This window comes from Tildeniella sp., assembly GCF_059505325.1.
In genome coordinates, this window is sequence record NZ_JCACKI010000050.1 from 281,290 (window position 1) to 301,883 (window position 20,594).

A 20,594-nucleotide genomic window follows, 5' to 3' on the forward strand; every position below is an offset into this window, starting at 1 on the left:
TTTTTCTTGACCAAGATTTTGTTTGCGGGCGACGAGCCATGCTTCGCGTGAGACTACAGGATGTTGAGTCATCATCGATTCACTTCATGTTGTTTGTCGTTTTGGCAAGCCAGACAGTTCCACGATCGGACGAATTTCGACGGTGCCTTTGCGGGCAGATGGAAGACGTTCCGCGATCGCGATCGCCTCGTCGAGATCCTTTGCATCCACCAGAAAGTAACCGCCGAGTTGCTCGTAGGTTTCTGCGAAAGGACCATCGGTTAACAATCGTTTGCCATCCCGGACGCGCACGCTGGTTGCCGTTGCGATCGAATGTAAGGGCGATGAGTGGAGATACCGTCCCTCTGCTTGCAGTTGATCAGCCAGTTGAGTCGATTCTGCATAGCAATCCTCTCGTTCCTGGTCAGTCCATGCGGCTTCATCACTGTAAATCAATAGCATGTATTTCATGGGTTTCCTCCAGCGATTTCGTGCTGTTATCCAATAGTCGAACGGTAACGCCCCAGATCGACATCAGCCCAAAACTTTTTGGCGTTGTTGAATGCAAGTATGATTTTCCCTCATCCCCAGCCCTTCTCCCTAGGGAGAAGGGAGCTAGAATTCTTGTCCCCTCGCCCTTTGGGAGAGGGTTAGGGTGAGGGCGGATTTTGCGGTTCATACCTCGATTCAGCAACGCCCCCAAAACTTTTTTTCAGCCCAATTCTTGCAGCCGTTTTTCTAGAAATCGCCGCTCTGGTTCCTGCCGTGCGATCGCCAATGCGTGTTGATAGGAGACTCTCGCCTCATCCGTTCTGCCCAACCGTCGGCACAGATCTGCCCGTGCCGCATGAGCCAAATGATAATCCGCTAAATTCCCCTGTGCCAAAATAGTGTCGATCTGTTGTAATCCTGCCAATGCGCCATCTCGCATCGCCACTGCCACCGCTCGATTCAATTCAATCACCGGAGAAGGTTCCACTTGCACCAACAGATCGTATAAAGCCACAATTTGCGCCCAGTTCGTATCAGCCGCACTTGCCGCTTCCGCATGGACGGCGGCGATCGCGGCTTGAATCGTATACACTCCAATCGGTTGAGATAGCGCTTGTTCCACCAGCATTTTCCCTTCTGCGATTTGTGCTTGATTCCAGAGGGAACGATCCTGATCTTCTAAGAGGATCAAATCGCCATCTGGGGACGATCGCGCCCTCCGTCGAGACTCCTGCAACACCATCAGTGCCAGTAATCCCATCACTTCTGGGTCAGGCAATAGATCCAACAGTAAATGCCCTAAGCGAATGGCTTCTCCTGAAAGATCCGCCCGCGTCAAGGATGCACCCGATGAGGCAGAATAGCCTTCGTTGAACACCAGATAAATCACGGACAAAACGGCATCCAAGCGTTCAGGCAGAGCCGCGATCGCAGGCACTTCGTAGGGAATCCGCGCATCTCTAATCTTGGCTTTACCTCGAACGATGCGTTGGGCGATCGTCGTAGGTGCCGTCAGAAAGGCGCTGGCGATTTCCTCGGTTTTAAGTCCACAAATTTCTCGCAGGGTTAAGGCAACTTGGGTGCCTGGTGCCAGGGCGGGGTGGCAGCAGGTGAAGATTAAGCGGAGGCGATCGTCTGCTAATTCCGTATCTGCGATCGCATTCAGCGGATCAACGTCTCCATCCGATGGTTGAGCAAGCTTTGTGATGGACGTGTTGAAGCGAGTGCGACGGCGAAGGATATCGATGGCTTTGAATCGTCCTGTTGAGATTAACCAGGCGCGAGGATTGGCTGGGAGTCCTTGCCGCGTCCACTGTTCGACTGCTGCTGCAAATGCTTCGTGCAACGCTTCTTCAGCCAAATCGAAATCCCCCAGTAATCGAACTAGGGTGGCAAAGACGCACCGCGATTCAGTCCGGTAGAGGCGATCGACAACCTCACCAACCGATAGAGTCATGTGTTTATCCATAACTGGCATTGCCAATGGGCGATCGCATTCATCTTAATCGATGGAAAGCGCCAAGATGATAATGCCCTCATAGTTTTCTGGCAAAAATGTTTCAAAGTATTGCAAACGAAACGGTTCGCACTCATTCCGATCGCTTAGGAACGAAAATTCAATAAGGTTCAGGGCGATCGCTCCATTATGGACATCGCTTTTTTATGTGGATTCAACAGCCACAGCCATCTCAGCAAACAGTTTCGCCAACTCACAGGTCTGACACCCAAAGCCTACAGAGCGAATTAAACAACGTAGACTCATGCAGCGCTGGCTTCTCTAGCAATCAACAATAAGCCCCAGAGAATTAGTACGCTGCCCATGCCAAACCAAAGTGATGGTATTTCTTGTAAAGCTATCGATGCAAATAACACGGCAAACATTGGCTCTAGCAGCAAGATCGCAGTTGCCAATACAATTGGCAAACGCTGCACCGCCACTGTGTAACACCAAAACGGCAATACAGTGGACAAAATGCCTAATCCTAATAACACAAGGATCGCTCGTTCATCAATGCTGCTTCCGATTGATAGTTTGGAGAAGAAAATTTCACACAACAGAGATAAAATACTGCCCAGCAAACAGGTAAGAAAAACGACCTCGATCGACTTGGGAGCGATCTTTTGTTGGGTTAGCACGTTCAACCAAAAGACGTAGAGGGAAAGCAAACCAGCAGCACTTAATGCCAAAAGGTAGCCTGCGATCGTTTGCCAAGAGACAGTTTGATCAGTCGATAGCTGAGGAACCATGATCAGACAAACTCCAGCCGTAGCCAACAGCATTCCGAGACCCTCAGTTCGTTTAATGGGTAAGTGTACAAGATATTTGTAGGCAATGATAAATAAGGGGGAAGTTGTGAATAATAAGGTAACTTCTCCCACAGGTGCCATTTGAAATGCTGTTGTGCCCAAGACGTAACTCCCGATCGCTGGTAAACTCAACCCCCAAATCAACGGAGTGCGGAGGGAGCGAGTCAAATCATGTCGGACACTGGACGCTACAAAAAGGATTGGAAGCATCGTAGCAGTGGCAACTAAAAAACGACCTGCCAAGACTGCAAAGGGAGACCACCCTGGTAGCCAGCGGACAAATACCCCCACCATTCCCCAAGTCGCTGTGGCACACAGTGCTGCTATCAAACCTTGGCTGTTCAGTTTGGGTTGAGTCATCCAGATTTCGCAATTGATGCAAAGAACTCAACATATTCCATGGCTAATCAGTTCATTCGTTGAGAGTTGCTTTCAAAAGACATTTTACTTGCAAACGAATCAGTAAAACCAGTGCTTTCTTGATAAAATTCCAGAACATTACCTTCAGGATCACGGAAAAACGCCACCCGATATTCAGGTGGAGTGTCAATCAATGGCTTGCCTAGAAATTGAACTCTGTTGACCTGTAGCTGTTGACCTGTAGCTGTTGATAGTTGCGATTTTCAACCAATCGGGCGTGGATTGGGCAGACGCACCAAACCGCTGAACTGTTTGCCGGGATACCAGGGAGTTTGTGTCAGTTTGTTAAAACCAGGAATGCTTTCCATATGCTTCACCATCCGGGTACGCATGGCATTGTCGGGTAAAGCGCCTCTGAGTGCTCCCATATTTTCAGCAACGTGATCTGGGTTCGACGTAGCAGGGATGGCAGCGGTGACGGCTGGATGTGAAATCACATACTTGAGGAAAAACTGCGCCCAATTCTCGCAACCTATTTCGCGGGCAAAATCAGGCAGAGGTTGCCCATTGACCAGTTCAAACAGACGCGCTTTCTCAAACGGCATATTTGCTAAGACGGCAACTCCTCGTTCCGCAGCAGCAGGTAAGAGCCTTTCTTCTGCTTGGCGCTGAGCGATCGAGTAACGCACTTGCACAAAGTCTAAATTCCCGCGCCCAATCCATTGCTCGATCGCTCCAAAATAGAGCGGTTCATGATGCGTGATGCCCACATAGCGAATTTTGCCTTCTTGCTTCCATGCCCGCAACAGTGGCAGCATCACATCGACATTCACTAAACTATGCACTTGCATGGTATCAATGCGATCGCGCGACAACCGTTTCAACGACTGGTCAAACTGTCGTTGTGCCTGAGAGCGATCGCCGAGAAATTCTCCAGTTGCCCAAACCTTATTGGCGATGAATAAATTGGTTGTCATGCCGAGGACTTTCGCAAACTCGCCCACATTCACCTCTGACATACCATAGAGCGGGGAAACATCAATCATTCGCCCGCCTGCCTCCCAAAAGCGCTGCATCACTTCCCGCAGGTTGTTCCGTGGCTGATTGGACATCACATCAAAGGTCATGAATGTGCCTAAGCCGATCGCGGGCACTCGTTCGTTCGTGCGCGGAATCTCTTTTGTAATTAGCTTTGACGTTTGGTTTAGCGCGGGCAGTGATGCTTGTCCCTGCGCTGGCTCAGTTCCACACCCATTCAACATAGAGGGAATCACAGCACTAGCTGCACCCAATCCCATCAGTTGAAGTGCAGCTCGACGAGAGATGACTGGAGGGGAATCGTTTTGCATGGCATCACGTTGGGTACGAATCATGGCTATTCTCCTTTCTACGCTTCTTACTGACCATAAACACATCGTTGAATGTCTTGCTTAAACTGCCAACTGCCTGGTTCCACATTGAACAAAAAGAACTCGCAATAAGCGGGGTAGGATCGATTGAGCCTATCTGTTTCAGGCTTCGACCATACGTTAGATGATGAGTGCTTCAATAGTTGAATCTGGCTGTTGGGGCTGTTTGTGCCGATAGCTGGTTTATCTCCAGCAGTTACTGAGTCAGGTCGTTGCAAAGCCGCAGAAGAACGATCTGTTGGGGATGAATGAGTGGCGGTGTTGGCAATGGCTTGGGTAGAAATTACTACAGGAACCATTGCCACCGTCAACACAGTCGTCGCTAACGTGTGTTTCATTGCTGCTATAAATATACTCTAAGCTCTATGTTAGTAGCGGGTTAGAAGGTTGCTATTTCTGATTTGCTATGGCGTAATAACTGTAGGTTATTAGCAAGTCACTCTGATGGAACTTCGCCAACTCAAATATTTCATTACAGTGGCTGAATCACTACACTTTGGTCGAGCGGCGGAATCGCTGCACCTGAGCCAGCCAGCCCTGAGCAAACAAATTCAAGCGCTCGAAGAGAGTTTAGAAGTCCAACTGTTTGAACGAACGAAACATTGGGTGCGATTGACGATCGCCGGACAAAAATTTCTCGAAACTGCCCGCCGAATTTTGCGTGAAGTCGAAGAAGGTATCCAGGTCACAAGACAAGTGGCGGGTGGAGCAATGGGCAGGCTCCGGATCGGTTTCACTGAAGCAACCCTGTTTAGCCTTGCACCAGATATGGTCAGAACCTACCGAGAGCAATATCCACAGGTCGAATTGATTCTCACCAGCGGGGGAACGGAAACTCACGTTGAAGCGCTCCGTACTCACCAAATCGATGTCGGCTTTGTGTATCTTCCCATCCGCGAACCGTCTCTTTCAATTCACCCATTACTTGAAGAAGTCTACATTGCCGCCTTGCCCGCTTCCCATCGACTGGCGCGACAGAAAGAGATTATGCTTCAGTCTTTGGCAACCGAACCGCTCGTTTTTTACCCACGATCGCTCGCACCTGTCATGTACGCCGACTTCATCAAATGCTGTGAACAGGCTGGATTTGTGCCCAACGTGGTGCAGGAAGCAGAGCTTGCCCAAACTCGTTTAGGCTTGGCTGCGGCTGGCGTTGGTATTACCTTTGTGCTCTCTGATATGCAAAACCTGAGTGCAAAAGGCATCGTTTATCGATCTTTAATTGGAGCTTTTCCAACGTTAAAGTTGGCTCTAGCATGGCGACAGAACGAGACTTCACCCGTTGTTCACGAATGTATTAAGCTGCTCAAAACCATCAAATACTGCTCAGTAAGTAATTGATGCGCTCTCCTTGACGCAGATAGAAGCATTGAGTGAAGCATGGCTAGATTTTAAGACGATCGCTGACTTGGACCGTTGGCTACAAGAAAATCAATAGGTGCGATCGCTTGTTTTGCTGATCGCCCAGCAAAACAGATTCAAAAGACTTGACACTATTCATAACCAAACGCTCTCACGATCTATTGATCTAAACATTTCGTTCCTTAAACACTGCTTCCGCTAAAGCCATTGCCTGCTGCACTTTCACAAAACCAACATAGGGAATCATGTGCATGATCGCTTCAACAATCTCTTGACGAGAGGCTCCAACATTTAATGCCCCATTGACATGCACCTTGAGCGGCAGTTCTGAGGCAGTTGTATTCAATCCAGTCAATGCCGAGACGGTTGCCAGTTCACGGGTTTTGAGATCTAGATTGGGACGAGAAAATACATCGCCGTAAGAGAATTCCAGGATGTAGCGCCCAAGGTCGGGAGCAATCGCTTCAAAGCTTTTTACCACTGCCTCACCCGATGCTTTGCTGATTTGGTTGAGCGCTTCCAACCCTCGACGATACCGCGCTTCATTACTTTCTGCTTGCCGCCGACTTTCTAACTCTGGTTGCGGACTGGCAGCAGGCATTCCCCGTTGCTTTAGCGTTGCAAAAGTCTGTTGCGCGGCAGCTACAGCAGTCAATGTTTTGGGATACCCTGCGTAAACGGTCATGTGCAACACCAACTCTTTAATTTCGGTCTCCGTTGCACCCGATCGCAATGCTCCTTCAACGTGAGTTTCAAGGGAATGACTCTGATTTCCCAACACCGTTACCACTGCCAGAGTCGCAAACTCGCGGGATTTGAGGCTGAGTCCGCGCCGATTCCAGATTTCACCGTGAGCGAACTCAACCGTCAATCGTGCTAAATCTGGAGCAAGCTTGGCAAACCGAGTGGCGATCGTTTTGACCCGATCGCCTTCTGTTTGTCGCAAATTTTGCAGACCAAGTTGATAGCGATCGCCCTCTGGTCTTGCCGAAATAGGTTTGAACTCCAGCTTACGCTCTTGGAACACTTCTCGCGCGATCGTCATCCCATCTTGCGCGGCAGGAAAACCAGCATACACAACGGCATGGAGAATGGTTTCAACCACTTCTTGAGGTGTACAGCCCACATTCAACATCCCGTGAATGTGAAACTTCAAAGCAGGACGAACTGATCCAATCGCCGTTAATGCCGCCACAGTCACAATTTCTCGCTGTTTCAAATCAAGTCCGGGGCGTGACACAACATCACCAAAGCCATGTTCTACCAGCATTCGGGCTAAATCTGGTGAGAACGCTTCGAGTGGACGAATGGCGCGATCGTAGTTTTTACCGCCGACTCGTTTGAAAGCCTCAAGCCCGCGAGTGTAGCGATCTTTAGATTGAGCTTGCACTTTTCTGGTGAAAATTCCAGCTATCACGGTTGTGAAAGTGGCGATCGCTGACATGAAGAGCGATCGACGCATTCTGTGAGACGTTTTTTGCATGATTTCTACGCCTGTAAAACCTAAAATGATTCCAATTGCATGGCACTAAAATAAACTGGATTTAGATCCTCGACTTTTTGGAAAAGTCGGGGATCTGTGTAGTCGCGATCGTTTAAAACTCATCTACAAACCCGACATCATGCCACCATCGGCTAAGAGAGACGTACCCGTAATGTAAGGACAATCATTTGACGCGAGGAACAATGCCGCTTCAGCAATTTCCTCTGCGGTCGCAATCCGCTTCAGCGCATCCGCCAACTGTCGAGACGCTTCTACTTTCTCTGGATTTCCTCCCGTTGTTCGTTGAAACAGCGGTGTGTCGGTAATTCCGGGCGAAAGTACATTGACCCGGATTCCCTGCTGACCATAATCCAGAGCTGCCACCTGCGCCAACCCCAACAGCGCCCGTTTCGCCGAAGTATAAGCAGCAAAACCCGGTCGAGTGGCGATCGTATGTTGAGAGGCAGTAATCACAATATTGCCACCCCGCTTCAGCAGGTGCGGAATTTCGTATTTCATTGCCAGAAAAACACCCCGCAGATTGGTGTTTTGAGTTCGATCCCACTCTTCAACGGTAATCTCATGGAGCGGTTTTGTCAGCACGTCGCCAGCATTGTTAAACGCCACATCTAGCTGACCATATTTTTCGACGATGCGATCGACAAACGATTCAACTTCTTTGGGCTGTGTCACATCCGCCTTGATGTAAGTAGCATCGCCACTACGTTGCCGGATTTCCTGTTCCACCTCAGCCCCCAGGTTTTCTCTCCGTCCGCAGAAACCGACTTTAGCTCCTTCACGGGCAAAGGCGATCGCGGCGGCGCGACCAATGCCAGACGTTGCGCCAGTAATCACAACGACTTTTCCAGCGAAACGACCCTGCGCGATCGCGGGTTTGGGTGCAGGCTGTTGAGCATTAGCTTGACGGGTGAAGCCAACTGTAGCGGCTCCAGCAAGCCCAGCCAGCCCAGTTTGAATGACTTGCCGACGGCTAGATTGTCGATTTGTAGTATGTTTCATCATTAGTTTTTGGGTTGTAAAAACGACTCAAAATTCTGTGACGATCGTAAAAAATCTGTTGAAGGTTGATGGTGGACTTGCAAAACAAGCTTCGATAGCTTAAGTGTAGATTCGTGCTTGAACAAATAACAATAGCTTTTTCAGGCACTACTATCATGCTCAAAAAGCATTAATCACTATGAGTCGTTTACAAGATTTAGAAGTCTTTGTACAGGTTGTAAACAGCGGCAATTTTGCGAAGGCGGCGGTTGCCCTAGAAATCAATCCATCTGCAATCAGTCGCCGCATTAGTCAGCTTGAAGATCAGTTGGGTGTACGTTTATTTAATCGCACCACACGCAGCCTCAGCTTGACTGAAGTCGGAGAACGTTATTTCGATCGCTGCCTCAGAATTTTGGCAGATTTGGAGGAAGCCGATCGCGAGGCAAAACATCACAGCGAAGCACCACAGGGTAACCTTCACGTCAGTTGTTCGACTCTGTTTGCTCATCGTCATCTGCTAACGCGAATGCCTGAGTTTTTGACCCACTATCCACGCCTCAGCATTCAATTAGCGCTGACCGATGATTTAGTCGATATTGTTGGTGATGGCATCGATGTAGCAATTCGCATTGGTGAACTAGCAGATTCTTCTCTAATTACCCGTCGGTTAGTGTCCGATCGCCGGATTATTTGCGCGGCTCCAGCCTATCTCGATCGGTATGGAACGCCTGCAACTCCCGATGCTTTAGCCAATCATAATTGCCTCGCCTTAAATGCTTACAAAACCACCTTGAATCAATGGCGCTTTCGCGATCCAGTAGGAGTGAGAGAAATTAGCGTGGGTGGAAATTTTACGGTCAATAGTGGAACGGCACTGTATGAAGCGGTTCTGGCAGGCTTAGGCATTGCTCGTGTGACCGCATTTTTGGCGGATCAGGCGCTGCGATCGGGGCAGCTAATTCGGATTTTGACTGAGTACGAAGATGAGAGCGATGTTGGCATTTATGCCATTTTTCCTAGTAATCGCTACTTATTGCCCAAAGTGCAATGCTTTGTAGAATTTTTGGTTGAAAGCTGTTTGGACAGTAGGCTATTTAGACAGTAGTAAGGCAAGAAGCTAAGGCAGCATTGTCGCGCGCGATCGCGGCGATCAATTGCAACACAAAAAATGTTTGGGAAGCATTAAAAAATGATGTTTTAACTACGAAAGGGCACCTTAACGATGAAAGAGCACACTGTTTCTGGTCAAAAATCGGTTAGAAAACAGCATTGGCATTCCTTCCCCGCTTAATACTGATTTGCCCGTGTTTGCTTGACGCGCATGGATGTGCAGATGAGGTTCAGTGGTGTTGCCTGAATTGCCAACTTTAGCGATCGCTTGTTCAACCTCAACCGTCTCTCTTTCTTGAACCGTGAGACTTCCACGCTGAAGATGTGCCAGCAAAACATCAGCCCCTTTGCATTCAATCAAGATGTGATTACCTGCCGGATTATTGCGATCGCTTTGAGGCGGAACCAAGTCAGGAAAATTATTAACGGCTTTGCGAACTGTGCTATTACAAGGGCTGTAGAGCGTTTCTCCAAAAATGGCATAGTTCGTTAGTAACTCCGGATAGAGTCCATTCGCTCTCGTCCCCACAGCATTGAGCTTGGCAATATCCAAAGCGTACCGTTGAGTTGGATTAACATTGTGGTAATTAATTGTCGGATGATTTCCACCGTGTCCAACATAATAAACGCCACTCTTAAGCGGAAAAGCAAGTTGAATAGATTCCCCACCGAAAGAATAGCCTTGCGGAATGTAGCTTCCTAGAACCGCGATGAAGAATAAAATGACAGCACTGCTAATTCCCAGCGAAACATAGTGACCCAGCTTTCGGGGTGGATACAGTGGCAATGCCTTTACTTTGATGAAAGACTGATATGCTGCAACAATGAGCAAAATGACTAGCCCAAAGCGCAGATAATAGCTAAACCAGTCCCATCGCCCAATCAGAAAAATATGAACGATGTAAAGGGCAACTACTAATAGTTTAAGCAACCAATCCAGCTTACTGCGATTCGTTTCTCGCCACAGCCAAGCTAGAAAAACAGCAGGAATCACCAAATGGGTGAGAATTGTGAGTGCGATCGCAAGGAGCATGATGTAATCTCCGTGTGAGGCGGTTTGCGTTCTGTAGAGTTCTCCATGTTTCCATCGTAATTACAGAAGCCAAGCTTGAGCAAGTTTGCCAAAATCCAGTTCTGAAGCAATGGTTGAGGAGAAAATCAGGGCGTTGCTGAATCGAGGTATGAACCGCAAAATCCGCCCTCACCCTAACCCTCGCCCTTTGGGCGAGGGGACAAGAATTCTAGCTCCCTTCTCCCCAGGGAGAAGGGCTGGGGATGAGGGAAAATCATACTTGCATTCAGCAACGCCAAAATCAGATGTCAGCCCACATTGCAACAGTGATTGATTATTGGAAAGTAAACGCTGCTAGTCCAACTGGAAAAGAGCGATCGCATGAGTGGCAACAGTTAAATGAGCGCGGGATGTCTATCAATCTTTGGAGGTTCAGGATGCACATCATTCTTGGAGCGACTGGCAACGTTGGTTCAGCCGTGGTGCAGGCGCTACTCAAACGGCGTGAGTCGGCTATCGTCGTCACACACAATCCCTCAAACGCCACAAAACTGCATCAGAACGGTGCCGATATCGCGGTAGCCGATGTGCATGATGTGGAAGCACTGCGGGATATCTGATGAATTTTGCTCTCGTAGATTCGGTACGCACGTTTCGTAACTTCTTCGCTGCTCAACAAGATTGCTTGCATAGGTGGACTCTCGATCGCTAGGCGACCTCTTGGAACTCCTACATAATATCCCACGAACTAATAGGACGGACATTGCTGTTAGCATCACGATCGCCATTTGTAGTTTATTCCCGTAGTAGGAACGGTAAATGCAACGTCCCTACCGAAAGCTGTCGGCATAACGTTGCCCATCACCCGCCGCAGACTACCTCTGCATCATAACCGATTACATTGTGGCGGTCGGTGTGCATGGGCGTTGTTAGACAGATTTACGCCTTTAGCTGTTAGACTGTCTGTTCTCATGCATTTTCTGCACCGAAGGGGTTAGTGCAGAAAATGCATGAGACTGCTTCTGGACAGCGACTTAAGCTGCTTGCTGGCGATTGTTAAAGCCATCTCCTCCAGCCGCAATACCACCATCAACCGGGAGGATCACCCCCGTTACCCAGCTTGCATTTGCCAAATATAGAACGGCATCGGCGATATCTTTGGGCGTGCCAACCCGACCCAGAGGATGCTGCCGATCTAAATAATTTAATGTTTCTTGGGTCAGTTCACCATGAAGTGGTGTTGGTACAATCCCAGGCGCGATCGTGTTGATCCGAATCCTATCCTCGGCTAACTCAAAAGATAGGTTTTTCGCCATAGCTGTAATTGCGGCTTTCGCCATAATCGGTGCTGAAGCAGGAATTGACTGACTAGCGTGGAACGTGAGAATTGTCCCAATGTTGATAATTGCGCCGCCATCTCCTTGCAAGCGCATTTGCTTGACGGCTTCCTGGGTGAGCGCAAAAGTACCGCGAACATAGTTTAGATATTGGTCTAACTCACCAATGCTATATTCAGTGAACGGTTTGATCGCAAAAATGCCAGCATTATTAATGAGCACATTCACTCGACCAAACTTGGAAACAGCTTCATCAACTAGTTTTGGAGCAAATGTTGGATCGATAATATCACCTGCTACAAGATGGATACGATCGGGTCGATCGAGTTTTTGAGCCGCTGTTTCAAGTTTTGAGAATGTTCTCCCGTTCAGTATCACATTCGCCTGATTGTGCAAAAATGCTTCAGCAATGGCATAACCTAAGCCAGTTGCACCGCCCGTGATAATTACAGTCTGAGTGGTCATACTATCTACCTCCAATTTGGCTCAAAGATTTGACTGTCTAGATTGACATTTTTCAATGTGATTGTGGCTGAATGCCTTGCCGAAATTCTTTCACAGGCACGCCAGCAACACCCCAATCTTCAGTTGCAACTTCATCAATGACGACAAATGTTGTGGCAGGTGTCTTATTGAGAACACGCACCAAAAGTTCTGTTACACCTTTGATCAGTTCAGCTTTTTGCTGTTCTGTTGCACCTTCGCGAGTGATTTTGATGTTTACATAGGGCATAGTTTGACCTCCCGCTAATTCTGGCTTGCTGGCAATATTGTCGTGTCTGCATGGATTTTGTAGTGAAAGACTTTGGCAATAATTTTCCATTCGCCCTCAAGCTGAATGAGGGTGAGGAGATCAATAAAATCTTTGCCTAGCATGGAAGAATGCATTCGGGCGATCGCGGTTACAGCCCCTGCAAACTCGATCGAATCGATCGAAAAGGTATAGGGATCGCCGGAAGATTCTGGGGAAATTCGTTGTTCAACGATTGGGAAATAGGAACGCATATCAAGATGCAATAGTTCTCCGCTAGATGCCGTGAAGTATTGCGCATTGGCATGAAATACGGTCGCCAAAAGAGCGGTATCACAACGATATAAAGCGTCGTAATATCGCTTGAGCAAATCAACGATCGCAAAATATTCAATGCCGTCAACCTGTTTATCCACTGTATAGACTTGTGCTTGATTCATAGTTCCTCCGCTTTGGGTTACCACAGCTTGAAGCGCATAGGTTAAATAGACCGTTGCACTACCAGGATCATAGAGGTAGAGAATAATTTCAGCATGGGGTTGACTTTTTTGGACTACATCTGTCTGCTCTGCAAACATTGCTGAAACCATCCCGACAATAATACCGAAGTAATATTCTTGCGAACTCCAGAGTGTTGGTTTAAAGGGTTTTTTCAGGCGCACAATGTCGCCTTTTTCCATCACACTTTCTCCTGTTCAAACAACCCATCAAGTTATTCTTTGCCAACACCAAGCTGCTCTTTGCTGCGCTTCAACACTTCCCACAGTGCCTCAATCTTGTCAAATGCTTCTTTCGAGGGAATTCTTCCAGCCGTTTCAAGATTGCAGATGTAACCAACTCGATGAGCAAACTCCTGCAAATTGGCATTAAAAACCAGGTTTTCTGGTTTGGCTTGCCCACGATATCGGGCACGAGGATATAAAAAATCAATTTTATTTACCACTATCTGCACTCCTTGGATTTAAAAGTAGTTCAGTTGTTGCTGATTCTGAACAGAATTAGTTAACCATAACTCTTCACTCAGAAAAGATAAAGATCGATTTAGTTGAATAACTTTTCACCTATAGTGAATAATATAGATGGCGCGATGGATCGTTTTGTAAGTGGTTTTCTATGGACAAATTAATTGCTCTGAACGTCTTTAGACGGGTCGTTGAGTTAGAGAGTTTTAGCCGTGCAGCAGATGCTCTGAACTTATCAAATGCAGCCGTCAGTAAAAATGTCCAGGAACTGGAAAAAGAACTGGGAACCCAGTTGATTCATCGGACAACTAGACGTTTGAGCTTGACTGAAACAGGACGACTCTATTTTCAGCGGATTTGCTCGATTCTGGATGAACTGGAACGTGTTGAAGAAACGGTTTCCGATCTCTCGGTCAAACCTCACGGACTGCTTCGCGTGACAGCACCCATGTCTCTGGGTTTAACCCATGTCGCAACAGCGATTTATCAATTCCAATCAATGTATCCAGATATGCGGATCGAACTCATCCTCAACGATCGCTATGTGGATCTCATTGAGGAGGGATTTGATGTGGGGATCAGAGGGGGCGGATTGGTCAACGATAATAGTCTGGTCACACATCGAATCGGCGATATGCAAAGAGTCGTTTGCGCATCACCAGCATATCTGAAGCAGTATGGCGAACCAAAATCGCCAGAGGATCTGAAGAAGCACCATTGTGTGGTTTACACGCTGGCGCGATCGCCCCATGAGTGGAGTTTTTGGCGCGGTCATGAAACAGTGTCAGTGCATGTTGATGGATCTTTAAAAGTGAACAATAGCCTGGCTGCGAGTCAAGCTGCTGTCGCGGGACTTGGTTTAATTTTTTTGCCCCTGTTCACAGTCTTAGATGAATTGGAACGTGGGATGCTTAAAACTGTCTTGAAAGAATGGTCTACGGAACCTTTGACCCTGTATGCGATTTACCCAAAACATCGCCAACACTCCGGAAAACTTCAAGTATTCATAGACTTCATGTCGGAGGCTCTTGCATCAATTGCTACCAGACTTTAACCTTTAGCAAGCCAACAGAAATACCGAGATTTACGCATAGTAATAACTCAGCAAAAGCAGTGTATCAAGATCAATTCTTGACAACCGTACTATTACAAAATCAGAGGTCTAACTATTAATAGACTGAAAGTTTCCGCCTAAGATCTCGCAGCGGGTGAATAGGCAGAACAATTCGCCACAACACCTCAAATTTGATGCTTAGGTAGAATCTTTCCGCATCATACGCTGCTCAAGCTGGATAGCTGGAATCTTTCCTCATATTTTCAGGCTCCCTACAGAGATGAGCAAATGTACTATTAAATACACGGTATCTCCGCTCATGTCCTATGCAGCGACCTCTAAAGAAGTTGTTAGATTAGGTGCGCGATGCCATCCGCCTTAAGCACTACGCCGATCGCACCGAAGACACGTCACAAGCTGAGGCAAAAACACGATCGCTCATTGCTGTATTGCGTTTGAGCAGGCTAACGTCTGCGTCTTTACAAGCAGCAACTTAACATTAAACGTCCCGCCGACATCTTTAACCGATAGCCTAAGCTGCATCACTAAAGTTTGCCAAGCCGATCGCGCAAGATCTCTGCTTGTTTTTCGGCTTCTGCCAGGGTTGCCCGTGCGCTTTCTACCACATCCGCAGGCGCTTTGTTGACGAAACCAGGATTACTCAGCCGACCGGATAATGCCTGGATTTCTGCCTCAACCCGTTTGAGATCGCGTTCGATCTTGGTGCGTTGTGCCCCCAGATCCACAACCCCTGCCAGGGGAATCACGACCTGCACGGTGCCGACGACACCCGCGATCGCCTGAGTTGCATCCCGATCGACCTGAGCGGCATCGTTGATGGTCGTAATGGTCAGCGTTTCCACTTTCCCCAGATCTTTGATGTACGCCTGTCCCGCTGTGAGGATGTGCTGTTCGCGGTCGCTCTCGGTTTGGAGAATGGCAGTCACTTTCACCGCTGGCTTGATCTCGGCTTCAGCGCGTAGATTACGAATGGTACGAATCGTGCCGATGAGCAACTCAAACTGCTGTTCCAGTTCAGGATCGATCAAATTTGCGTCTGGTTCTGGATAGGGTTGCAGCGCCAGATAGCGATCGTCGCCTGCTTGCGTCAACGTGTGCCAGATTTCCTCAGTAATGTGCGGCGTGAAGGGATGCAGCAGCTTGAGAATACCCTCTAGAACGAAGACCAGCACCTGCTGAACCGTCTGTTTCGACTCGGCATCATCGCCCTGCAAGCGAGGCTTCACCAACTCGATATACCAGTCGCAAAAGTCACCCCAGATGAATTCGTACAACCCTTTAGCGGCTTCTCCCAAACCGAAATTGTCGATCTGGTCGCGGGTTTGTTGGGTGACTTGATGGAAGCGGGAGAGAATCCAGCGATCGGCGTGTTCGAGGGTGTGGGGTGTGGGGTGTGGGGTGTGAGGGGGTGAAGGATGAAGGATAAAGGATAAAGGATGAAAAGAGTCTTGATGACCGCCCCCTGCTTCCCCTGCCTCCCCTGCTTCCCCTGCCTCCCCTGCTCCCTCTGCTTCCCCACTCCCTATATTCATCAAAACGAACCGGGACGCATTCCACAGCTTGTTCGTAAAGTTGCGCGATGCCTCTACCGTCGGGGATTCGTCGGTTTTGCGGTTGTACTCCAGGCGAATGTCCTGCCCTGCGCCTGCCACCTCACGAATGAGGGTGTAGCGCAACGCATCGGTGCCGTATTTGTTGATTAGCAACAGTGGGTCGATGCCGTTGTTGGACGATTTGGACATCTTTTTGTTGTTTTCGTCCCGCACCAGACCGTGGATGTAGACAGTCTGGAACGGCATTTTTCCGGTGAAGTGCCCCGCCATCATGGTCATGCGGGCAACCCAGAAGAAGATGATGTCGAAACCTGTCACCAGAGTTGTGGTGGGATAATAGCGCTTGAAATCGTCTGAATTTTCTAGCCAACCCAACGTGGAGAAGGGCCACAGTCCCGATGAGAACCAGGTGTCGAGGACATCGGGATCTTGGACTAGCTGTACGTCCGCACCAAATTGGGCGATCGCTTTCTCTTTTGCTTCTGCCTCATTCCGCGCGACCACAAACGGCGTGTCGTCTGTAATTTCGCCGCCCGTTTCATTCACCGCATACCAGGCAGGAATTTGATGCCCCCACCAGAGTTGACGCGAGATGCACCAGTCGCGCAGGCTGACGAGCCAATCGCGGTATACTTTCGTCCAGCGATCGGGCACGAAGGCAGGCGAATGCTGCTGATCCAGAAACTCTAGCGTCTGGTCTGCCATCGGTCGAATTTTGACGAACCACTGGGTTGAAAGCAACGGCTCGACGGGCACCTTACCGCGATCGCTGTAGGGCACCGTATGCTTGTAGTCCTCAATTTTGACCAGAAAACCTTCTGCGTCCAACTGCGCGACCACGTTCTTCCGCGCCACAAAGCGATCCTGTCCCTGGAACGCGCCTGCGTTCTCGTTCAAGCTTCCGTCTTTGTTCATAATGTTGATGAACGGCAGGTTGTGGCGCTTGCCCATCTCAAAGTCGTTGGGGTCGTGGGCAGGGGTGACTTTGACGCAGCCCGTCCCAAAGGTGGAATCCACATAGTCATCCGCAATGATGGGGATTTGCCGACCGACGAGGGGCAATGTCAGCGTTTTGCCCACGAAAGCCTTGTAGCGATGGTCGTTGGGATTCACCGCCACAGCCGTATCGCCCAGCATCGTCTCTGGTCGCGTGGTTACCACTTCTATATAGCCAGAGCCATCGGTCAGCGGATAGCGGAAGTGCCACAGGTGCCCATTCACTTCCTGGTTATCAACTTCCAGGTCAGACACGGCGGATTGAGTGGCAGGGCACCAGTTGACGAGGTACTTCCCGCGATAGATTAGCGCTTCGTCATAGAGCTTGATGAATGCCTCCAGCACTGCTTCAGACAACCCTTCGTCCAGCGTGAAGCGTTCCCGCGACCAGTCTACCGAAAGACCCAAACGGCGCAGTTGACCGACGATCGTGCCGCCCGATTCTTCTTTCCACTCCCAGGCACGTTTCAGATATGCCTCTCGTCCCACATCCTGACGCTTCTTCTTCTGAGCCTTGAGTTCCTTATCCAGAATGGTGCTGACGGCAATGCTGGCGTGGTCGGTTCCCGGTAGCCAGAGGGTGTTGCGTCCCAGCATCCGGTGATAGCGCACCAGCACATCAATCAAGGAATGCTCAAAGGCGTGCCCCATGTGCAAACTGCCCGTGACGTTGGGCGGCGGAATCACGATGCAATAGGGTTCGCCGGGATGGTTAGGGTCAGCTTTGAAGACTTCATTCGCTTCCCATAATTGCTGCCACTTGGCTTCAGCGGTTGCAGGATCGTATTGGCTGGGCAGATTGGGGAGGCTGGTAGTCATGAGAGCGGCGACGGGTATCTAACTTTGATACATTCTGCCACGATGCGCGGTTGGGATGCGAATGGGATGGGGCGATCGTACTCGAAATAGGAATAATGTTGTTTGAAGCAGGAACGATTCCTTTGGAAAGCTCTGCTTTTCTTGAATGCCGAAGGCTATACACATTTGAAATAGGAACGATCGCATTTCAAACAGGAACGATCGTGCTCCAAGTTGGAACGATCGCGTTTCAAACAGGAACGATCGCATTTCAAACAGGAACGATCGCGTTTCAAACAGAAATGTTGCTGCTTGAACCAGGAACGATCTCATTTCAAACAGGAACGATCGTGCTCCAAGTTGGAACGATCGCGTTTCAAACAGGAACGATCCTACTCAGAACTGCAATGTTCTTGCTTTAAACAGGAACGATTGCACTCAGAATAGGAACGACCGTGCTTGGAGGGCGAATAGTGGATGTTGCAGGCTGGGCGATCGCAGTCTCATGAGTAACGATGCTATAGATCGCGTTCGTCTGTAGGGGCGTTCCATGAAACGTCCCCACAAACACATCAAGAAACCGGGTTTCTATGCAGCAAATGCGGTTGAATCGTATACTTCAGCAAGAAACCCGGTTTCTGGTGACGCGACGATGAGTGACGACAACAAAACCAGCACCAGCCTGGGAGCCTTTCTGACCAAATTCACCGCTCCCGTTGCGGGTATCGTTGCCTTCATCACCAGCCTCAACGGCTTCCTCAAGCTCTTCGCCGAGAAAGATGCGGGACTCATCACCATCCTCTCCCTCGTCGTCGGTATTTTGGTGCTGTTCGGCATTTGCCTCTACTACGCCCGCTTCTGGAAGCCGGAAACCGACGATAAAAGTCCCTCTGCCTTTGCACCCACGCTGACTGATGAGCAAGTGAAAGCGCAGGCAACCAAAGAAACCAGACGCAAACGAGTGCGTCGCGCTGCTGTTGCAGGTTTGGTACTCGTCCCGGTGCTGACCCTTGCAGGCATTGGTGGCTGGCAGTACGTCCAAACCCTGCCCACGAAGGACGTAATCATTCTGGTCGCAGACTTTGAAGGTCCCGACCCGCAAAGCTACCGCGTGACCGAGACCATTCGGAAGAATTTGGAGAACGCCATCGAGCCATACCCCGATACGAAAGTAAAGCTGCTGGGGAAGGTCATTAAAGACACGCCGGATCAGAGTGGACGCGAGATTGCCCGTGAGGAAGGAAAACAACGCAAAGCTGCCATCGTCATCTGGGGCTGGTACGGCAAAACCAAAGACACAGTGCCCATCAGCGTCAACTTTGAAATCCTGAAGCCGCCAGACTATTTGCCTGAACTGGGTAAAGAAATGAAAGGGCAAGTCCGAACAGCCGCCATTGCCGAACTGGAAAGCTTCAAAGTGCAAACCCGACTCTCGAATCAAATGGCATATTTGACACTGATGACGCTCGGTATGTCTCGCTATGCAGCAAAAGATTGGGATGGAACAATCGATCGTCTGAGTAATGCACTTGAGCAGATCAAAGACGACCGCTTTAATTTTGGTCAAGTTACTGTCTACTTCACTCGTGCCTATTCCTACAACCAGAAAAGAGATCAAAACAAAGCCATTGCTGACTACACCCAAGTTCTTAAATTCATACCTGATTTAGCTGAAGCCTACAACAATCGGAGCATTGCTTATACCCATAAAAAGGACTACGACAAGGGAATCGCTGATTGCACTCAAGCTATTAAACTCAAACCTGACTTCGCTGATGCTTACTACAATCGAGGCAATGCTTATACTGCCAAAGAAGACTATGGGAAAGCCATTGCTGATTATACTCAGGCTCTCAAACTTAAATCTGACTATGCTGATGCTTACTACAATCGTGGGTTAAATTATCGATACAAAGGCGATTATGACCGAGCTATTGCTGACTATACTCAAGCTCTCAAGCTCAACCCCAACGCAACCGATGCCTACAACAATCGGGGCAATGCTTACGACGATAAAGGCGACTATGATCAAGCAATAGCTGATTTAAATCAAGTTCTTAAACTTGAACCTGATGATGCTCTTGCCTATAGCAATCGAGGAAATACTTACAGTCATAAAGGCGACTACGAGCGCGCCATCATTGATTTCAATCAAGCTATTAAACTCAAACCCGACTTCGCTAAAGCTTACATCAAGCGGGGTGTTACCTACAGAAACAAGGGTGATCATAACCAAGCGATAGCTGATTTCACTCAAGCCCTTAAGCTCAAACCTGATAATGCTGACGCTACGGATGCTTATTACCTTCGAGGATATGCTCACAGCGATAAACAGGACTACGACAAAGCCATTGCTGACTTTACCCAAGCCCTCAAGCTCAAGCCTGACTATGCTAAGGCTAACCTGTGGCGAGGCGTGATTTACAGTCAACGGGGCGAGAAGCAGAAAGCAATGGATGACCTGAATGCAGCGCTCAAGGGATTGGATGATCTAAAGCTTAAGCAGCGGGCTGAGGAGGAGTTGAGGAAGGTGAAATAGGGAGTAGGGAGTAGAGTGTGGGGAGTAGAGTGTGGGGAAGGTGAAAGATGGGGCAATAATGAGATAG

21 protein-coding genes and 1 pseudogene are annotated in these 20,594 nt (G+C 48.9%); 8 read left to right on the forward strand and 14 right to left on the reverse strand.

Features of this window, described 5'->3' with window-relative positions; genetic code table 11:
- Positions 1-84 precede the first annotated feature (84 nt).
- Positions 85-450, reverse strand: coding sequence for a YciI family protein (locus AC5JO6_RS17680; protein WP_496082376.1), 366 nt, complete (start codon positions 448-450; stop codon positions 85-87).
- Between the two features lie 241 nt (positions 451-691).
- Positions 692-1,927: an RNA polymerase sigma factor gene (locus tag AC5JO6_RS17685; RefSeq protein ID WP_496082377.1), complete on the reverse strand. Its 1,236-nt coding sequence runs from the start codon at positions 1,925-1,927 to the stop codon at positions 692-694.
- Between the two features lie 171 nt (positions 1,928-2,098).
- Here AC5JO6_RS17685 and AC5JO6_RS17690 point away from each other — a divergent pair.
- Positions 2,099-2,218: pseudogene (locus tag AC5JO6_RS17690) on the forward strand (AraC family transcriptional regulator); the annotation flags it as partial.
- An 11-nt stretch (positions 2,219-2,229) separates the two neighbouring features.
- On the opposite strand, the gene AC5JO6_RS17695 reads toward AC5JO6_RS17690, so the two are convergent.
- The 3 genes from AC5JO6_RS17695 to AC5JO6_RS17705 form a co-directional block, all read right to left on the reverse strand.
- Entirely contained in the window at positions 2,230-3,138 is a 909-nt protein-coding gene (locus tag AC5JO6_RS17695) for a DMT family transporter (protein ID WP_496082378.1), read from the reverse strand.
- Positions 3,139-3,401: 263 nt separating this feature from the next.
- On the reverse strand, positions 3,402-4,511 hold the full coding sequence (locus AC5JO6_RS17700) for an aldo/keto reductase (RefSeq protein ID WP_496082379.1): 1,110 nt from the start codon (positions 4,509-4,511) through the stop codon (positions 3,402-3,404).
- 23 nt (positions 4,512-4,534) lie between these two features.
- A complete protein-coding gene (locus AC5JO6_RS17705) occupies positions 4,535-4,885 on the reverse strand; it encodes a hypothetical protein (RefSeq protein WP_496082380.1) in 351 nt (116 codons plus the stop codon).
- A gap of 106 nt (positions 4,886-4,991) precedes the next feature.
- Between AC5JO6_RS17705 and AC5JO6_RS17710 the strand changes: the two genes are divergently transcribed.
- Positions 4,992-5,888 (forward strand): LysR family transcriptional regulator, encoded by an 897-nt coding sequence (locus AC5JO6_RS17710; protein ID WP_496082381.1) that lies wholly within the window; start codon positions 4,992-4,994, stop codon positions 5,886-5,888.
- A gap of 28 nt (positions 5,889-5,916) precedes the next feature.
- Positions 5,917-5,985, forward strand: a complete 69-nt coding sequence (locus tag AC5JO6_RS17715; protein ID WP_496082445.1) for a hypothetical protein — start codon at positions 5,917-5,919, stop codon at positions 5,983-5,985.
- Between the two features lie 90 nt (positions 5,986-6,075).
- Here AC5JO6_RS17715 and AC5JO6_RS17720 read toward each other — a convergent pair whose 3' ends face one another.
- Both AC5JO6_RS17720 and AC5JO6_RS17725 read right to left on the reverse strand, forming a co-directional pair.
- Positions 6,076-7,392 (reverse strand): carboxymuconolactone decarboxylase family protein, encoded by a 1,317-nt coding sequence (locus tag AC5JO6_RS17720; protein WP_496082382.1) that lies wholly within the window; start codon positions 7,390-7,392, stop codon positions 6,076-6,078.
- A 123-nt stretch (positions 7,393-7,515) separates the two neighbouring features.
- Entirely contained in the window at positions 7,516-8,415 is a 900-nt protein-coding gene (locus AC5JO6_RS17725) for an SDR family NAD(P)-dependent oxidoreductase (RefSeq protein ID WP_496082383.1), read from the reverse strand.
- 175 nt (positions 8,416-8,590) lie between these two features.
- Here AC5JO6_RS17725 and AC5JO6_RS17730 point away from each other — a divergent pair, with 175 nt between their 5' ends.
- Positions 8,591-9,499 carry a LysR family transcriptional regulator gene (locus AC5JO6_RS17730; RefSeq protein ID WP_496082384.1) on the forward strand — a complete coding sequence of 303 codons (909 nt, stop codon included), beginning with the start codon at positions 8,591-8,593 and terminating at the stop codon, positions 9,497-9,499.
- Positions 9,500-9,610: 111 nt separating this feature from the next.
- Here AC5JO6_RS17730 and AC5JO6_RS17735 read toward each other — a convergent pair whose 3' ends face one another.
- Complete coding sequence (locus AC5JO6_RS17735) at positions 9,611-10,537, reverse strand: M23 family metallopeptidase (protein WP_496082385.1); 927 nt, start codon at positions 10,535-10,537, stop codon at positions 9,611-9,613.
- A 242-nt stretch (positions 10,538-10,779) separates the two neighbouring features.
- On the opposite strand from AC5JO6_RS17735, the gene AC5JO6_RS17740 reads away from it, so the two are divergent.
- Positions 10,780-11,136, forward strand: a complete 357-nt coding sequence (locus AC5JO6_RS17740) for an NAD(P)H-binding protein (protein ID WP_496082386.1) — start codon at positions 10,780-10,782, stop codon at positions 11,134-11,136.
- Between the two features lie 414 nt (positions 11,137-11,550).
- On the opposite strand, the gene AC5JO6_RS17745 is transcribed toward AC5JO6_RS17740, so the two are convergent.
- Genes AC5JO6_RS17745 through AC5JO6_RS17760 form a run of 4 tightly spaced genes read right to left on the reverse strand, consistent with a single transcriptional unit; the run spans position 11,551 to position 13,547 of the window.
- On the reverse strand, positions 11,551-12,318 hold the full coding sequence (locus AC5JO6_RS17745; protein WP_496082387.1) for an SDR family NAD(P)-dependent oxidoreductase: 768 nt from the start codon (positions 12,316-12,318) through the stop codon (positions 11,551-11,553).
- A gap of 52 nt (positions 12,319-12,370) precedes the next feature.
- Entirely contained in the window at positions 12,371-12,586 is a 216-nt protein-coding gene (locus AC5JO6_RS17750; protein ID WP_496082388.1) for a tautomerase family protein, read from the reverse strand.
- 14 nt (positions 12,587-12,600) lie between these two features.
- Positions 12,601-13,284, reverse strand: coding sequence for a nuclear transport factor 2 family protein (locus AC5JO6_RS17755; RefSeq protein WP_496082389.1), 684 nt, complete (start codon positions 13,282-13,284; stop codon positions 12,601-12,603).
- A 32-nt stretch (positions 13,285-13,316) separates the two neighbouring features.
- The gene (locus AC5JO6_RS17760; protein WP_496082390.1) at positions 13,317-13,547 is read right to left on the reverse strand and encodes a DUF7219 family protein; all 231 of its coding nucleotides are present in this window, start codon (positions 13,545-13,547) and stop codon (positions 13,317-13,319) included.
- A gap of 170 nt (positions 13,548-13,717) precedes the next feature.
- On the opposite strand from AC5JO6_RS17760, the gene AC5JO6_RS17765 reads away from it, so the two are divergent.
- Positions 13,718-14,620 (forward strand): LysR family transcriptional regulator, encoded by a 903-nt coding sequence (locus AC5JO6_RS17765; RefSeq protein ID WP_496082391.1) that lies wholly within the window; start codon positions 13,718-13,720, stop codon positions 14,618-14,620.
- 359 nt (positions 14,621-14,979) lie between these two features.
- Positions 14,980-15,117, forward strand: a complete 138-nt coding sequence (locus tag AC5JO6_RS17770) for a hypothetical protein (protein WP_496082392.1) — start codon at positions 14,980-14,982, stop codon at positions 15,115-15,117.
- Between the two features lie 48 nt (positions 15,118-15,165).
- On the opposite strand, the gene AC5JO6_RS17775 is transcribed toward AC5JO6_RS17770, so the two are convergent.
- Positions 15,166-18,009 (reverse strand): valine--tRNA ligase, encoded by a 2,844-nt coding sequence (locus AC5JO6_RS17775; RefSeq protein WP_496082393.1) that lies wholly within the window; start codon positions 18,007-18,009, stop codon positions 15,166-15,168.
- Positions 18,010-18,027: 18 nt separating this feature from the next.
- Positions 18,028-18,321: a hypothetical protein gene (locus AC5JO6_RS17780; RefSeq protein ID WP_496082394.1), complete on the reverse strand. Its 294-nt coding sequence runs from the start codon at positions 18,319-18,321 to the stop codon at positions 18,028-18,030.
- 217 nt (positions 18,322-18,538) lie between these two features.
- Here AC5JO6_RS17780 and AC5JO6_RS17785 point away from each other — a divergent pair, with 217 nt between their 5' ends.
- Positions 18,539-20,527, forward strand: coding sequence for a tetratricopeptide repeat protein (locus tag AC5JO6_RS17785; protein WP_496082395.1), 1,989 nt, complete (start codon positions 18,539-18,541; stop codon positions 20,525-20,527).
- Positions 20,528-20,594: the final 67 nt, after the last annotated feature.

What these genes read in the sequence shown, in the direction of transcription:
- AC5JO6_RS17735 (WP_496082385.1), bottom strand. Translation starts at nt 10,537, where the DNA reads ATGCTCCTTGCGATCGCACTCACAATTCTCACCCATTTGGTGATTCCT.
- AC5JO6_RS17740 (WP_496082386.1), top strand. Translation starts at nt 10,780, where the DNA reads ATGAGGGAAAATCATACTTGCATTCAGCAACGCCAAAATCAGATGTCA.
- AC5JO6_RS17775 (WP_496082393.1), bottom strand. Translation starts at nt 18,009, where the DNA reads ATGACTACCAGCCTCCCCAATCTGCCCAGCCAATACGATCCTGCAACC.
- AC5JO6_RS17755 (WP_496082389.1), bottom strand. Translation starts at nt 13,284, where the DNA reads ATGGAAAAAGGCGACATTGTGCGCCTGAAAAAACCCTTTAAACCAACA.
- AC5JO6_RS17680 (WP_496082376.1), bottom strand. Translation starts at nt 450, where the DNA reads ATGAAATACATGCTATTGATTTACAGTGATGAAGCCGCATGGACTGAC.
- AC5JO6_RS17700 (WP_496082379.1), bottom strand. Translation starts at nt 4,511, where the DNA reads ATGATTCGTACCCAACGTGATGCCATGCAAAACGATTCCCCTCCAGTC.
- AC5JO6_RS17745 (WP_496082387.1), bottom strand. Translation starts at nt 12,318, where the DNA reads ATGACCACTCAGACTGTAATTATCACGGGCGGTGCAACTGGCTTAGGT.
- AC5JO6_RS17720 (WP_496082382.1), bottom strand. Translation starts at nt 7,392, where the DNA reads ATGCAAAAAACGTCTCACAGAATGCGTCGATCGCTCTTCATGTCAGCG.
- AC5JO6_RS17750 (WP_496082388.1), bottom strand. Translation starts at nt 12,586, where the DNA reads ATGCCCTATGTAAACATCAAAATCACTCGCGAAGGTGCAACAGAACAG.
- AC5JO6_RS17725 (WP_496082383.1), bottom strand. Translation starts at nt 8,415, where the DNA reads ATGATGAAACATACTACAAATCGACAATCTAGCCGTCGGCAAGTCATT.
- AC5JO6_RS17765 (WP_496082391.1), top strand. Translation starts at nt 13,718, where the DNA reads ATGGACAAATTAATTGCTCTGAACGTCTTTAGACGGGTCGTTGAGTTA.
- AC5JO6_RS17730 (WP_496082384.1), top strand. Translation starts at nt 8,591, where the DNA reads ATGAGTCGTTTACAAGATTTAGAAGTCTTTGTACAGGTTGTAAACAGC.
- AC5JO6_RS17705 (WP_496082380.1), bottom strand. Translation starts at nt 4,885, where the DNA reads ATGAAACACACGTTAGCGACGACTGTGTTGACGGTGGCAATGGTTCCT.
- AC5JO6_RS17685 (WP_496082377.1), bottom strand. Translation starts at nt 1,927, where the DNA reads ATGACTCTATCGGTTGGTGAGGTTGTCGATCGCCTCTACCGGACTGAA.
- AC5JO6_RS17710 (WP_496082381.1), top strand. Translation starts at nt 4,992, where the DNA reads ATGGAACTTCGCCAACTCAAATATTTCATTACAGTGGCTGAATCACTA.
- AC5JO6_RS17695 (WP_496082378.1), bottom strand. Translation starts at nt 3,138, where the DNA reads ATGACTCAACCCAAACTGAACAGCCAAGGTTTGATAGCAGCACTGTGT.
- AC5JO6_RS17785 (WP_496082395.1), top strand. Translation starts at nt 18,539, where the DNA reads ATGAAACGTCCCCACAAACACATCAAGAAACCGGGTTTCTATGCAGCA.
- AC5JO6_RS17780 (WP_496082394.1), bottom strand. Translation starts at nt 18,321, where the DNA reads ATGAGATCGTTCCTGGTTCAAGCAGCAACATTTCTGTTTGAAACGCGA.